We start from the raw sequence: 14,961 nt of genomic DNA, 5'->3' as shown, positions 1-14,961 counted from the left end.
GTTTATTATGGCTAATCAAAATAAAGGTCTTACCCGAATCATCAAAGCTGGTGGCTATTCATATAAAGGCATTCGTGCCGCTTGGATTAATGAAGCCGCTTTTAGACAAGAAGCGATTGTGACCTTGGTTGCAATTATCCTTTCATTTTTCATCGATGTCAGTGGTCTAGAGCGCATTTTACTCATTGGTTCCGTTGTATTGGTTGTGATCTTGGAACTGGTAAATAGTGCAATAGAAGCCGTTGTCGATCGAATTGGATCTGAATACCACGAATTATCCGGACGTGCAAAAGATATGGGTTCTGCTGCCGTGTTGATTGCTATTATATTGGGATTATTTACTTGGGTAACCATTCTTTGGGGGCATTTCTTCGCATAAAGTTAAAAAAATCGATTTTTGTCGAAAAATAATCCAAAGATGCGTGTTTTATATTCATTTAAGGTTTCAAATCATCATATACCTGTATATACTCACAGTTTGACTGTATAAACAAACAGGGGGCGGAATGAAAGCATTAACTGCAAGGCAGCAGCAGGTTTACGATTTGGTTCGTGATCACATTTCGCAAACGGGTATGCCACCAACACGGGCTGAAATAGCTTCCCAACTTGGGTTTCGCTCACCAAATGCGGCAGAAGAGCACTTAAAAGCTCTTGCTCGTAAAGGCGTGATAGAAATTGTCTCTGGTGCATCCAGAGGTATCCGTTTGCTAATGGAAGAAGAGCCAGAAGGGTTGCCATTAATTGGGCGAGTTGCTGCGGGTGAACCGCTTTTAGCGCAAGAGCATATTGAAAGCCATTATCAAGTTGACCCAATGCTATTTAAACCAAGTGCCGATTTTTTATTGCGCGTTAATGGTATGTCAATGAAAGATATCGGTATTATGGATGGTGATTTACTTGCCGTGCATAAAACGCAAGATGTTCACAACGGGCAAGTTATTGTGGCTCGCATTGAAGATGAAGTGACAGTAAAACGCTTTAAGAAAAGCGGTAATAAAATTGAACTTCATGCAGAAAACCCAGAGTTTTCACCTATTATCGTCGACTTACGCGAACAAAACTTTACTGTAGAAGGTTTAGCCGTTGGCGTTATTCGTAACGGCGAATGGCTATAATTTGTACCAAAGTAAGTCAATACAACTTATTTTTACAAGATGCAGATGATCTGTAAAAACACAAAATCATCTGCATTTTTTATTATTTTAATTTGTATAAAAAAACACCACTGCACGACAAATGTCATTACAATATGATAAGTTTTAATTACAGAGGTGTTTATGACAACAATAGAAGCTAGAGTAGACGATGAGCTAAAAAAAGAAGCTTATCAACATGTTGAAAAATGAACTTATCTCCTTCAGATGCGATAAGATTGTTTCTACGTTATGTTGCTGAAAATGAAAAGTTACCTTTCTCTGAACTTTTTGTCGTTGTTGGTGAACAAGATGAAGATAAGGATATTTTAGCTAATGAGAATGCAAAAGTAGAACACGTATTAGCCAGCATTTAGCTGGCTTTCTGTATTTTATAGGCTCAGCGAGGCTTATAGTCACCGGTTTTTTTCTGCTTAAGATTATCATCCATACTATGGTCATGATGACAACCTTCAGGATGGGTACACTCTTGTGCTTCGTGGCACTGTGAACACAATCCATGAATTTCGATGACGCTATGTCGTAAATGAAATCCACTCTCTTTTGCCAGCGATGAAATCGCATCTTCGATTTTATGGCTATTTTTTTCAGTGACAGATAAACAGCGGTCACAAATTAGCATGACTGACGTATGTTCGACATCATCAAAATGATGACAAAGTACATAACTGTTGGTGGATTCTATTTTATGGATAAATCCTTGCTCAAGTAAAAACTCTAACCCGCGATAGACCGTGGGGGGTTTTGCTTGTGGCTCAACTTGGCGTAATAAATCCAATAAGTCGTATGCGCTGATAGCAGATGGTTGCTGCATTATCAGACGTAATACTGCCAGACGTTGTGAAGTCAGGCGAACACCTCGTTTCTGGCAGATCTTTTCTGCCTGAGCGAGCAATTTCTCTTCATTCATGGGGATAAGATGCTCTCAGACGTTGTTAATAACACAGATCTTATCATATTTTTCAAGAGTAAACCTTTGTGTAAAGTGGGGTTTTATAAAAATAACTGTGGAATTATGCTCTTTTTAAAAAGATCTGTTGTTAGTTTTTCCTATGTAAAATAAGTGGGTTTACATAGAGAAAATAGCTTTATCCGATGCGCCGTAAAACCCCGTTCTTCAGTTCATTGAGGGCGGGGAGGATGTTAATGGTGGTATGTAATGATGATGAGCAACAAAAACCCAGCCTAAGCTGGGTTAATTTTTTGATATTCTTAAGATAAGCTATCTTAGAACGGAATATCGTCATCAAAATCCATTGGTGGTTCATTACTTGGTGCGGGTGCTGCTGCAGGTTGTTGTGCTGGACGAGATGGTGCACCACCGCTAAATTGTTGTGATGCTTGTGGCTGTTGTGGTTGCCCCCAACCGCCTTGACCACCTTGTGAAGGCGCGCTATCTTGACCACCACGGCCACCTAACATCTGCATTGTGCCGCCAATGTTAACAACAACTTCAGTGCTATATCTGTCTTGACCGCTTTGGTCTTGCCATTTACGTGTTTGTAATTGACCTTCGATATACACTTGTGAACCTTTACGCAGATATTCGCCTGCAATTTCCGCTAACTTGCCGAAAATTACCACACGGTGCCACTCGGTTTTTTCTTTCATTTCACCGGTTTGTTTATCGCGCCAGCTTTCTGAAGTTGCCAGTGTTAGGTTAGCAACTGCACCGCCACTTGGCATATAACGGATTTCTGGATCCTGCCCTAAATTACCGATAAGAATAACTTTGTTTACGCCTCTGCTCGCCATGTGAGGTACTCCTGCGAAAGTAAATTTTTTGAAATCATAAGCGAATAAGTTTATCACGTACGCTAAAATTTGAATATGACGAGTAATGAATTTCTCATTTGTGAACATTGTCGACATTTTTTTGTCTCAAAATGACAGGTTTACATCATCATTCAATTTCACTATATATACTGTATATCCATTCAGTTAACTTTGTGTCATAATTATCCGATTATTTCTTTTTCGGCGACTCTCTCAATCCGGGATATGTTCATGGATAAAATCGAAGTACGGGGCGCTCGCACCCATAATCTAAAAAATATCAATTTGGTCATTCCTCGCGATAAACTTATTGTTATTACGGGACTTTCTGGCTCAGGTAAATCCTCATTAGCTTTTGATACGCTTTATGCAGAAGGGCAACGACGTTATGTTGAATCACTTTCTGCCTATGCTCGTCAGTTTCTTTCATTGATGGAAAAGCCTGATGTTGATCATATTGAAGGTTTATCTCCCGCTATTTCAATTGAGCAGAAATCGACGTCACATAATCCGCGTTCGACAGTGGGAACGATTACAGAGATCCACGACTATCTGCGCCTCTTATTTGCGCGTGTTGGTGAGCCTCGTTGTCCTGATCACGATATTCCATTGGCTGCTCAAACAGTTAGCCAAATGGTTGATAATGTACTAGAGCGACCAGAAGGCCAACGTTTAATGTTGTTAGCGCCTGTGGTGAAAGAGCGTAAAGGCGAGCATATCAAGCTACTGAATAATCTTGCTGCCCAAGGTTATATTCGTGCACGTATTGACGGTGAAGTGTGCGATCTCTCTGATCCGCCGACATTAGAATTACAGAAAAAACACACTATTGAAGTCGTGATTGACCGCTTTAAAGTTCGTGACGATCTAGCTCAACGTTTAGCAGAATCTTTTGAAACCGCATTAGAGCTTTCTGGTGGTACTGCCGTTATCTCTGATATGGATGATAGTAATGCAGATGATATTGTTTTCTCTGCAAATTTTGCTTGCCCAGTTTGTGGTTATAGTATGAGCGAGCTAGAACCGCGTTTATTCTCCTTTAATAACCCTGCTGGCGCTTGTCCAACTTGTGATGGTTTAGGTGTTCAGCAATTTTTTGATCCTGAGTTAGTGATCCAAAATAGAGAAATCTCACTTGCTGGTGGTGCAATTAAAGGATGGGATCGCCGTAACTTCTACTATTTCCAAATGCTTCGCTCATTGGGTGAACACTATCATTTTGATGTTGAAGCCCCTTTTGATTCGTTACCAGATAATATTCAAAAAGTCATTTTAACGGGGTCTGGCAAAGAGAATATTGAATTTAAATATACAAACGATCGTGGTGATGTTGTTGTTCGTCATCATCCTTTTGAAGGTGTATTAAATAATATGGAACGCCGTTACCGCGAGACTGAATCTAGTGCGGTACGCGAAGAGCTTTCTAAATATATTAGTAACCGCCCTTGCGCTTCTTGTGGTGGTACAAGGTTACGCCGAGAAGCGCGTCATGTGTATGTTGAAAATACGACATTACCTGAAATAGCAGATTACAGTATTGGTCATGCAATGACCTTTTTCCAAAATCTAAAATTGAGCGGTCAGCGTGCAAAGATTGCAGAAAAAGTCTTAAAAGAGATTGGTGACCGATTAAAATTCTTGGTCAATGTGGGATTAAATTACCTCACACTTTCTCGCTCAGCAGAAACGTTATCTGGTGGTGAAGCACAACGTATTCGTTTAGCGAGTCAGATTGGAGCGGGATTAGTTGGCGTTATGTATGTATTGGATGAACCTTCAATTGGGTTACATCAACGAGATAACGATCGCCTACTTGAAACGTTGATCCACTTACGTAATTTGGGTAACACGGTGATCGTTGTTGAGCATGATGAAGACGCCATCCGTGCTGCTGATCATATTATTGATATTGGTCCTGGTGCGGGTGTTCATGGTGGTGAAATTGTCGCTCAAGGGACACTTGATGATATTATTAATAACCCGAATTCATTAACGGGGAAATTCTTAAGTGGTGAACGTCGTATCGCAATTCCAGAACAACGAGTGCCTGTTGATCGCGAAAAAATGCTGACCATTCTGGGCGCGAAAGGCAATAACTTAAAAAATGTAAATCTAAAATTACCCGTAGGTTTATTTACCTGTATTACGGGTGTTTCAGGATCAGGTAAATCAACGCTGATCAACGATACGTTATTCCCTATTGCACAACGTCAATTAAATGGGGCTACAAATAGTGTTCCTGCACCTTATTTAGATGTTGAAGGGTTAGAATATTTCGATAAAGTTATTGATATTAACCAAAGCCCAATTGGCCGTACTCCTCGTTCAAACCCTGCAACTTATACCGGTGTCTTTACTCCTATTCGTGAGCTCTTTGCGGGGGTTCCTGAGTCTCGTACTCGTGGTTATACACCGGGTCGGTTCAGTTTCAACGTAAAAGGGGGGCGTTGTGAGGCTTGCCAAGGTGATGGCGTTTTAAAAGTTGAAATGCATTTCTTACCTGATGTGTATGTCCCCTGTGATCAATGTAAAGGTCAGCGTTATAACCGTGAAACTCTTGAAGTTAAATACAAAGGAAAAAATATTCACGAAGCGTTAGAGATGACCATTGAAGAGGCGAGAGCGTTTTTTGATGCAGTCCCTGCATTGGCTCGTAAACTACAAACATTGATTGATGTTGGCCTTTCTTATATTCGCTTAGGGCAATCAGCGACCACGTTATCGGGCGGTGAAGCACAGCGAGTTAAGTTAGCAAAAGAGTTATCAAAACGGGGGACGGGACAGACTCTCTATATTCTTGATGAGCCGACAACAGGGCTTCATTTTGCTGATATTGAGTTGTTGCTTGAAGTGCTTCATCAGTTACGCGATCAGGGTAACACCATCGTTGTTATTGAGCATAATCTTGATGTGATCAAAACAGCAGACTGGATAGTGGATCTTGGTCCTGAAGGCGGAAGTGGTGGTGGACAAATTTTAGTCTCTGGCACACCAGAGCAAGTTGCAGAGTTTGAAGGATCACATACTGCAAGATTTTTAAAACCAATCTTAGAGCGTGGCTATTAAGAGCACGCTACTTATTCCCTTATGATCTAAGCGCTACGGACAATAAATGTTTACTGTTTGTAGCGCACCTTTCTTCAAGAAAAGTAAATCCATCGAGTATGATAGAATTTAATTCTATCAAAAAAGAATTCTCTTTTGGCGATACACTCCCATATCTATTTTTATCTTATTAGTCGCCTATTTTTATAAAAAGTAGATTAAAGGGTTAATTATGCTGTTTTGTAACGGTATTTTAACTAAATACGAGATAACAAAGCTAAATAGAAAGGATTATCATAGTATATCGTGATGGACAGCACAGTTTATTTGGTGATTTGTTTCAATTGTTATACTTGACTATTATTGTATAACAATATCTATTTTATTATATTAATCAGTGCGTTATGTATTTTCAAAGGTTACAGCAGGGGGAAGGTTATTATTTACTGTTCCCTTTGAAGAGATTATCCTACTTTTCTCCTTGTGAGAGAATTATTTTCCAAAACATTTTCAGCTATCACGATTTATAACAACTTTTTTCTCCGCAATATTTCCTATCATTTATCCCATAATAAAAATACCTGCAAAAAGTAAGTCTATTAGGTCATCGCGAAGTTAGATAGTTCTTTTTACCCCCAAAATTCGTTTTGCTATTAACAATTACAATATAAAAAGTGAGTACTAATATGGAAACGGCTTCCTCAAAAACAGAGACAACAAGCTATCCCGCAACTAGTGCTGGCGCTCGCCGAGCAGGTATGACAGAAGAACAATGGCGTGCAGCAATTAAATTCGACGGCAATGATGTGGGCTGGGTTATCATGAGTATCGGTATGGCTATCGGTGCAGGTATCGTGTTTTTACCTGTACAGGTAGGTCTGATGGGATTGTGGGTTTTCTTACTTTCCTCCGTGATTGGTTACCCCGCAATGTACCTTTTCCAACGTTTATTTATTAATACGTTGGCTGAATCTCCTGAATGTAAAGACTACCCAAGCGTTATCACCGGCTATCTCGGTAAAAACTGGGGTATTTTATTAGGTGCTCTCTATTTTGTGATGTTAGTGATTTGGATGTTTGTCTATTCCACCGCTATCACGAATGACAGTGCTTCTTATCTACAAACTTTTGGTGTAACTGACAGTTTATTATCAGAAAATCCATTTTATGGTCTGATTTTAATCTGTGCGTTAGTGGCTATTTCTTCTCGTGGTGAACAATTACTGTTTAAGCTATCAAGCTTTATGGTAATGACAAAATTACTGGTTGTTGCGGCATTAGGTCTTTCAATGATTGGTATGTGGCATCTGTATAATGTTGGCGCCTTACCACCTGCTGGACGTTTAATTAAAGAAGCAATCATTACATTACCTTTTACATTGACTTCAATTCTGTTTATCCAAACATTAAGTCCAATGGTTATCTCTTACCGTGGTCGTAATAAAAACCGTGAAGTTGCTCGTCATAAAGCACTACGTGCAATGAATATCGCGTTCGGTGTGTTGTTCTGTACGGTTTTCTTCTATGCAATCTCATTTACATTAGCAATGGGTCATGATGAAGCCGTTAAAGCGTATGAACAAAATATCTCAGCACTAGCGATTGCTGCGAAATTCTTCCCGGGTGGTTGGGTCACGATTGTCAGCGTTATGCTGAATATCTTCGCCGTAATGACCGCATTCTTTGGTGTTTACTTAGGCTTCCGTGAAGCGACACAAGGGATCGTCATGAATATTCTGCAACGTTATATTCCAGCAGAGAAAATCAACCAAAAATGGGTACAAAACGGCATCATGATTTTTGCAGTACTTTTAGCGTGGGGTGCCATCATCCTGAATGCGCCAGTACTCAGCTTCACTTCAATTTGTAGCCCAATCTTCGGTATGGTGGGTTGTCTTATTCCTGCATACTTAGTGTACAAAGTACCGATGTTACACAAATACAAAGGCGCGTCACTCTACCTGATTATCTTTACGGGTCTGCTACTTTGTGTTTCTCCGTTCTTGGCATTCTCATAGTCGTCAACTGCGGTTCGAGTTAGCTGTTATTAAAAACGATATTAATCCAAGGTGTTAGATTATGAGCCAGAACAATAATTCTCATTTATGGTCACAGTTTGTTCGTCAGTTACGTGAAGGTGTTAAACCTGCGGTAGGCTGTACTGAACCCATTTCATTAGCATTGGCAGCGGCGAAAGCAACGGCGCTTTTAAGCGAGCCGGTGGTTCGTATTGAAGCTTGGGTTTCGCCAAATTTGATGAAAAACGGAATGGGCGTAACGGTGCCGGGAACGGGAATGGCTGGGCTACCTATTGCAGCCGCATTAGGCGCAACAGGAGGAGATCCTGATGCTGGACTGGAGGTTTTGTTAAAAGCATCCTCTGATGCAGTTGCTCAGGCGAAGACACTGGTTGCTCAAGGTAAAGTGACTGTTGGTGTAAAAGCACCTTGTGAAGATGTGCTTTACTCTGAAGCAAAAGTGTATAGCCAATCTGGTTATGCCATTGTCAGTATTGCAAGAGAGCATACACATGTTGTGCGCTGTGAATGTAACGGTAACGTTGTTTTTGAGGAAGATAAATCAGCGCTTACTCATAATGGTGAATGTACTGATGAAAAACCTTTTGCTGATGTTTGTGCTGAAGATATTTATGACTTCGCACTTAATGTGCCAGTGAGTGAAATTGAGTTTATGCTCGATGCCGCGCGTTTAAATGGTGCTTTATCAGCGGAGGGGCTGCAAAACACTTATGGATTAGCGATCGGTCGTACCTTAATTCTGCAACAAGAGAAAGGTTTGTTAGGTAAAGACTTGCTTAATGAGATCATGATCAGAGCATCAGCAGCATCTGATGCTCGCATGGGAGGGGCAGTATTACCTGCCATGAGTAATTCAGGCTCAGGTAATCAGGGCATTGCCGCAACATTACCTGTAATGGTTGTTGCTGAATTTATGAAAGCTGATGATGAAACCTTACTGCGTGCATTAGTTTTATCTCATTTAATGGCAATTTATGTTCATAGCCATTTTCCACCACTTTCTGCTCTTTGTGCGGCAACAACTGCGTCAATGGGAGCAGCTGCAGGAATGGCATGGTTACTCACAAAAGATTTTACGACTGTCAGTATGTCTATCAACAGTATGATTGGTGATATCAGTGGCATTATCTGTGATGGCGCATCGAATAGCTGTGCAATGAAAGTATCAAGTAGCGCAGCGAGTGCCTATAAAGCTGTACTGATGGCGATGCAAAATCAAAGTGTTGCGGGTACTGATGGTATTGTTAGTGACGATGTCGACAGTTCAATAGCGAATCTCTGTGCATTAGCCAGTTGTGCAATGCAACATACAGATATTCAAATTATTGAGATTATGGAAGAAAAAGCGCGTCATAATGCTGGGGAAAAGAAGCAAGCTGTCAATATATAAAAGGTAAAAACCGAAAGCGACAGTGATGTTGTGGTATAGTAGAAAAATACCTGCTTATGAAAATAGGCAGGTATTTTTTATGATGACATCGTGTTGATTGGCTTAAATACTGACAGCTGCAAAAGCTTGAGCAATACGCTGAACATTACCTGTATTAACACCCGCCATACAAACACGGCCAGTACCAATAAGATAAATACCAAATTCGTCACGTAATCTATCAACTTGTGCCTGTGTAAAGCCGGTATAACTAAACATACCGCGTTGAGTTAATAGATGATCAAAGTTCTTTTCAGGCAGTGCAACTTTTAAAGCTTCGACTAAAGTAACGCGCATCTCTTTAATACGATCACGCATATGCGCGACTTCTTTTTGCCATTGTGCAGTTAACACTTGGTCAGAGAGCACTCTATTGACAATTTGTGCACCATAGTTTGCAGGGCTTGAATAGATACGACGTACACCCGCTTTTAACTGACCTAATACATGTTCACATTCAGTGGCATTATCACAAACAATTGATAAGCCGCCAGCACGTTCACCGTAGATCCCAAATATTTTTGAAAAAGAGTTACTGATCAGTATCGGTAATCCTGCCTGTGCCATCGTACGAATAGCGTAAGCATCTTCATCTAAATTTTCCGCGAAGCCTTGATAAGCAATATCTAAGAATGGAATTGCTTGACGAGCTTTTAATACTTCAGTGACTTGATCCCATTGATCTTTAGTTAGATCAGAGCCTGTTGGGTTGTGGCAACAGGGGTGCATTAATACGATACTTTTTTCAGGTAGCTTTTTAAAGCAATCTAACAGTGCTTCAAATTTTACACCTTTGGTTTCAGGATCAAAGTAAGGGTAGTAATTCACGTTGAAACCCGAACCCGCAAAAATAGAGGCATGGTTATCCCAAGTGGGATCACTTATCCACACTTCTGATCCTGGAAAATAGCGATGAAGAAAATCAGCACCCACTTTTAGTGCGCCTGATCCCCCTAATGTTTGGATTGTGGCAATTTTCTTTTCTGCTATGAGTGGATTATCTGCACCGAAAAGAAGAGCTTGAACTTCGCTGCGATAAGGCGCTAGCCCTTCCATTGGTAAATAAAGTGTTGCGGTAGGTGTCATGGCATTAAGTTGCTGACGCGCAACTGAAACTGTTCCTAAAATAGGCGTCTTGCCTTCCTCGTCATAATAAAGACCGATGCTTAAATTAATTTTATCCTGACGAGGGTCTTTGTTATAAACATCCATTAATGAGAGAATCGGATCTCCCGGAAACGCTTCAACCTGTTGAAACACGGCTTCTTCTCCAATCACTTTTAGTGTGTCATAGGGATACAATATCGTGTGTATTATTGTTCGTCTAGGTATTCCATGATGACGCGTGAAGTTAATTTCGTAATCAACTCATAGGCGCTAATACCACTATATTTGGCAATTTCTTCTACGGGCAACACATCTCCCCATAAAATAGCTTCATCACCAACATGATCAATGAGTTCAGTTCCCAAATCGACGCTGATCATATCCATAGAAACTCGGCCAACAATAGGGACTTTTCGGCCATTGATCCACACTGGAGTACCTGAAGGTGCACTGCGAGGATAACCATCGCCATAACCAATCGCGATCACCCCAAGATAAGTGTCTTTTTCACTGACCCATGTACCACCATAACCAACAGGTTCACCCGCTTTGTGTTTACGAACGGCAATCAGGCTTGTTTTCAGTGTCATTGCAGGGGTTAAGCCAAAGTCTTTACCCGTTCTTTCATCACCAGTAGGAGAAATACCATAAGTAATAATGCCGGGGCGAACCCACTGATAATGGACTTGAGGCCAAAATAAAATACCCGCAGAAGCAGCGATAGACTTATCACCCGCTTTATCTTGAATAAAATCTTGAAATAGTGAGATTTGTTTTTGTGTTGCTTCAGGAACATCAGGTTCATCAGCGCGACTAAAATGGCTCACAATATTGACCGGTTGTTGTACATTTTTGCAGGCGGAAAGTCGTAAATAGAAGGCTTGTGCATCTTCAGGTCGCACGCCTAAACGGTGCATCCCTGTATCAATTTTCATCCATACTTTGACCGGTTCATCCAAGTTTGCCTGTTCTAATGCTTCTAATTGTTCTTGGCTGTGAACAACAGTTTCAATGTGGTTAACGACTAAAATAGGGAGGTCAACGATATCAAAAAAGCCTTCTAACAGAAGAATGGGTTTTACAATTCCCCCACTTCGTAAAGTTAATGCTTCACCAATACGTGCAACACCAAAACAATCAGCATTATCCATTAAGGTATATGCTGTTTCTAATAACCCATGACCATAAGCGTTTGCTTTCACGACAGCTATCAGGTGGCTATGTGGGGCATAGTCTCTCACATGCTGAAAATTGTGACGCAGAGCGCGGCGATCTATCACTGCGGTTGCCGCTTTCATATTATTCCAATACTTCCTTTAATTGAGTCAAGGTGAGTGATTATTCATCGTCGTAAGCAGGGCCAGCATAGTTATCAAAGCGTGACCATTGGCCGTTAAAGGTAAGCCTTACTGTACCAATTGGGCCGTTACGTTGTTTACCGATGATGATTTCTGCAACGCCTTTTAAATCGCTACTTTCGTGGTAAACCTCGTCACGATAAATAAACATGATAAGGTCAGCATCTTGCTCAATAGAGCCCGATTCACGTAAGTCGGAGTTCACAGGACGTTTATCAGCACGTTGTTCCAAACTACGGTTTAACTGTGATAGAGCAACCACAGGAACTTGTAATTCTTTAGCTAATGCTTTTAAAGAACGAGAAATTTCAGCAATTTCTAGTGTTCTATTTTCAGATAATGAAGGTACTCTCATTAGCTGTAAGTAGTCAATCATGATCAGGCTTAAACCACCATGTTCACGATAAATTCGGCGAGCACGAGAGCGAACTTCTGTTGGTGTTAAACCCGATGAGTCATCGATATACATATTGCGTTTTTCAAGCAAAATACCCATGGTGCTTGAAATACGCGCCCAATCTTCATCATCAAGCTGACCTGTACGAATTCTTGTCTGATCGACACGAGATAACGATGCCAACATACGCATCATGATTTGGTTGCCGGGCATCTCTAAGCTGAAGATCAGTACGGGTTTTTCTTCCGTCATTGCCGCATTTTCACATAAGTTCATGGCAAATGTGGTTTTACCCATAGAAGGACGCGCTGCAACAATAATTAAATCTGACTTTTGTAACCCTGCGGTTTTTTTATCAAGATCTTGATAACCACTTGAAACCCCTGTGACACCATCATGCGGTTTTTGATAGAGCTGTTCTATTTTTTCAACCGTCTCTTCTAAAATTGCATCTATTGCTTTAGGGCCTTCGTCTTTATTGGCTCTTGTTTCAGCAATTTGGAACACTCTTGATTCAGCAAAGTCGAGAAGATCTTCACTGGTGCGTCCTTGGGGATCAAAACCCGCATCTGCAATTTCGTTGGCAACTTTTATCATATCGCGAACGACAGCACGTTCACGGACGATATCTGCGTAAGCGTTGATGTTCGCTGCACTTGGTGTATTTTTTGAAAGCTCAGCTAAGTAAGCAAATCCTCCTACACTGTCTAGCTCGGCATTTTGTTCTAATGCCTCGGATAGCGTAATAAGGTCGATAGGTTTGCCTAATTCCAACAAACGTTGCATTTGCGAGAAAATAGTACGATGAGGTCGGCTATAAAAGTCTTCTGCGGTGACACGTTCAGAAACATTATCCCAACGTTCATTATCTATCATCAGACCGCCTAACACGGACTGCTCTGCTTCCAGCGAATGGGGAGGTAGTTTTAATCCCTCCATTTGTCGGTCTTTAATATCAGACATCAGCTTGTCAGTGGTCTTGTTTCTGGCCATAAATCCTGCATAAAATCGAAAAAGTGTCAGTCAGCGTATTAGTATACGCTAACCCAATTATCTGTGCCTTGTAGAAATAGCTATCCTTTGTCATTATCTCTAAAGGTCTTTTTGCGCTCGCTTATTCAACCTTTTATCCTACAAAGGAGATAGTCATGGCTAAACGTATTCAATTTGCAACACATGGCGATGCAGATGTTCTTGAGTTAGCAACATTTACACCGGCTCCTCTTGGCGATCATGACGTTCAAGTTGCCAATAAGGCAATTGGCATTAACTATATTGATACTTATGTACGTAGCGGATTATATCCTGTCAGCCAATTCCCAAGCGGATTAGGCACTGAAGCTGCGGGTATTATTATCAAAACAGGCGCTAAAGTGACTTCACTTAAAGAAGGGGACAGAGTTGTGTATGCGCAATCTCCGCTAGGGGCTTATAGCGATACGCATAATGTACCAGAAAATAAAGTGGCACGTCTGCCTGATAATATCTCTTTTGAACAAGCTGCAGCTTCTTTTTTAAAAGGATTAACGGTTTATTATCTCTTCAATGAGACCTATAAGTTACAAGCGGATGAAACCTTCTTATTCCATGCTGCTGCAGGTGGTGTTGGTCTAATTGCAAGCCAATGGGCGAAAGCCATTGGTGCAAAAATGATTGGTACAGCAGGCAGTGATGAAAAAGTGGCCAAAGCAAAAGCCGCAGGAGCATGGGAGATGATTAATTATCAGACTGAATCGATTGTGGAACGTGTTTTAGCGTTAACTAATAACCAGAAAGTACCTGTTGTTTATGACTCTGTGGGTAAAGCAACTTGGTTAGATTCGTTAGACTGCTTACAACGTCGTGGTTTAATGGTGAGTTTTGGTAATGCATCAGGTGCTGTAACAGGTGTTGATTTAGGTATTCTCAATAAAAAAGGTTCTTTGTATGTGACACGCCCCTCTATTTCGGGTTATATCACAACGCGTGAAGAGCTAGATACGGCAAGTGAAGCATTATTTGCGTTAATTGGTCGCGGTAAAATTGATGTAAGTGTGCCTGATAATCAGAAATTTGCTTTATCAGATGTGAAAGAAGCACATCGTTATCTTGAAAGTAGACAATCTCAAGGATCAAGCTTACTTATTCCTTAATTATAATTTTAAAAAACTAAAACCTATTTAAAATAAATTAAATAGGTTTTTAATATTTATTATTAATAAATATAAATCACGTCTAATTCGATTGTCAAAAAAAAACCATATTTTTATTTTAGATTTATTTTTAACGCTATCTCTTTTAATTTACTTTTTCGCGAATGTTATTAATAGATCCTGGAGTGTTTATGCAAAAAAATGAATTAAATGATTTTATAGATTTTATCTATGAGGATAATAAAGTCAGTAATGTTGAATTACAGTTTATTCGTGATGTTGCTGATGAAAAGATAGAAGCATTATTTAAACGATTGGGTGAAAATAATAATTTATCTGCATTTCAAAAGTCGATGGATGTATCAGTTCAACTAATGCAAAACGCCTTTTTTGATATTAAAAAGAAAGATGGTTCAGAAGAAGGTAAACGTGAAGTAAAAGAAGCATTTGAATTTCAAATAGCTTATTTGATTGCAAATTATAATCGCTTCTTCTCATTACTTTAATAAAAATAAACCAGC

The 14,961-nt window shown here is 40.3% G+C and carries 12 protein-coding genes and 1 pseudogene; 8 read left to right on the top strand and 5 right to left on the bottom strand.

The features are described 5' to 3' along the window. Window positions 1-7 precede the first annotated feature (7 nt). The 3 genes and pseudogenes from SB028_RS17680 to SB028_RS17670 all read left to right on the top strand — a co-directional run bounded on the left by SB028_RS17680 (window position 8) and on the right by SB028_RS17670 (window position 1,513). A complete protein-coding gene (locus SB028_RS17680; RefSeq protein WP_006536373.1) occupies window positions 8-379 on the top strand; it encodes a diacylglycerol kinase in 372 nt (123 codons plus the stop codon). 127 nt (window positions 380-506) lie between these two features. Beyond that, entirely contained in the window at window positions 507-1,118 is a 612-nt protein-coding gene (lexA, locus tag SB028_RS17675) for a transcriptional repressor LexA (RefSeq protein ID WP_069368330.1), read from the top strand. 162 nt (window positions 1,119-1,280) lie between these two features. Further along, window positions 1,281-1,513: pseudogene (locus SB028_RS17670) on the top strand (type II toxin-antitoxin system RelB/DinJ family antitoxin). 23 nt (window positions 1,514-1,536) lie between these two features. On the opposite strand, the gene zur reads toward SB028_RS17670, so the two are convergent. Next, the gene (zur, locus tag SB028_RS17665) at window positions 1,537-2,067 is read right to left on the bottom strand and encodes a zinc uptake transcriptional repressor Zur (protein ID WP_069368329.1); all 531 of its coding nucleotides are present in this window, start codon (window positions 2,065-2,067) and stop codon (window positions 1,537-1,539) included. Window positions 2,068-2,384: 317 nt separating this feature from the next. After that, a complete protein-coding gene (gene ssb1, locus SB028_RS17660; RefSeq protein ID WP_069368328.1) occupies window positions 2,385-2,912 on the bottom strand; it encodes a single-stranded DNA-binding protein SSB1 in 528 nt (175 codons plus the stop codon). A 252-nt stretch (window positions 2,913-3,164) separates the two neighbouring features. Between ssb1 and uvrA the strand changes: the two genes are divergently transcribed. The 3 genes from uvrA to SB028_RS17645 all read left to right on the top strand — a co-directional run bounded on the left by uvrA (window position 3,165) and on the right by SB028_RS17645 (window position 9,407). Next, a complete protein-coding gene (gene uvrA, locus SB028_RS17655) occupies window positions 3,165-5,999 on the top strand; it encodes an excinuclease ABC subunit UvrA (protein WP_069368327.1) in 2,835 nt (944 codons plus the stop codon). A gap of 665 nt (window positions 6,000-6,664) precedes the next feature. Then, a complete protein-coding gene (locus SB028_RS17650) occupies window positions 6,665-7,996 on the top strand; it encodes an amino acid permease (RefSeq protein WP_069730284.1) in 1,332 nt (443 codons plus the stop codon). 61 nt (window positions 7,997-8,057) lie between these two features. Beyond that, a complete protein-coding gene (locus tag SB028_RS17645) occupies window positions 8,058-9,407 on the top strand; it encodes a serine dehydratase subunit alpha family protein (RefSeq protein ID WP_069368326.1) in 1,350 nt (449 codons plus the stop codon). Between the two features lie 102 nt (window positions 9,408-9,509). Here the strand turns inward: SB028_RS17645 and SB028_RS17640 are convergent, their stop codons facing one another. Genes SB028_RS17640 through dnaB form a run of 3 tightly spaced genes read right to left on the bottom strand, consistent with a single transcriptional unit; the run spans window position 9,510 to window position 13,301 of the window. Further along, the gene (locus SB028_RS17640; protein WP_069368325.1) at window positions 9,510-10,706 is read right to left on the bottom strand and encodes an aromatic amino acid transaminase; all 1,197 of its coding nucleotides are present in this window, start codon (window positions 10,704-10,706) and stop codon (window positions 9,510-9,512) included. A gap of 53 nt (window positions 10,707-10,759) precedes the next feature. Beyond that, window positions 10,760-11,851, bottom strand: coding sequence for an alanine racemase (gene alr / locus SB028_RS17635; protein WP_069368324.1), 1,092 nt, complete (start codon window positions 11,849-11,851; stop codon window positions 10,760-10,762). Window positions 11,852-11,891: 40 nt separating this feature from the next. Further along, window positions 11,892-13,301 carry a replicative DNA helicase gene (dnaB, locus tag SB028_RS17630; protein ID WP_023583065.1) on the bottom strand — a complete coding sequence of 470 codons (1,410 nt, stop codon included), beginning with the start codon at window positions 13,299-13,301 and terminating at the stop codon, window positions 11,892-11,894. A gap of 155 nt (window positions 13,302-13,456) precedes the next feature. Between dnaB and SB028_RS17625 the strand changes: the two genes are divergently transcribed. Together SB028_RS17625 and SB028_RS17620 are read left to right on the top strand one after the other, a co-directional pair. Further along, window positions 13,457-14,440 carry a quinone oxidoreductase gene (locus SB028_RS17625; protein ID WP_069368323.1) on the top strand — a complete coding sequence of 328 codons (984 nt, stop codon included), beginning with the start codon at window positions 13,457-13,459 and terminating at the stop codon, window positions 14,438-14,440. A 191-nt stretch (window positions 14,441-14,631) separates the two neighbouring features. Then, a complete protein-coding gene (locus SB028_RS17620) occupies window positions 14,632-14,946 on the top strand; it encodes a hypothetical protein (RefSeq protein ID WP_069368322.1) in 315 nt (104 codons plus the stop codon). The last annotated feature ends 15 nt before the right edge of the window (window positions 14,947-14,961 follow it).

The sequence above is a fragment of the Proteus vulgaris genome (assembly GCF_033708015.1).
GTDB lineage: Bacteria > Pseudomonadota > Gammaproteobacteria > Enterobacterales > Enterobacteriaceae > Proteus.
The sequence above is the reverse complement of the archived record's forward strand: the minus strand, read 5'-3'. Positions and strand labels throughout refer to the sequence as shown.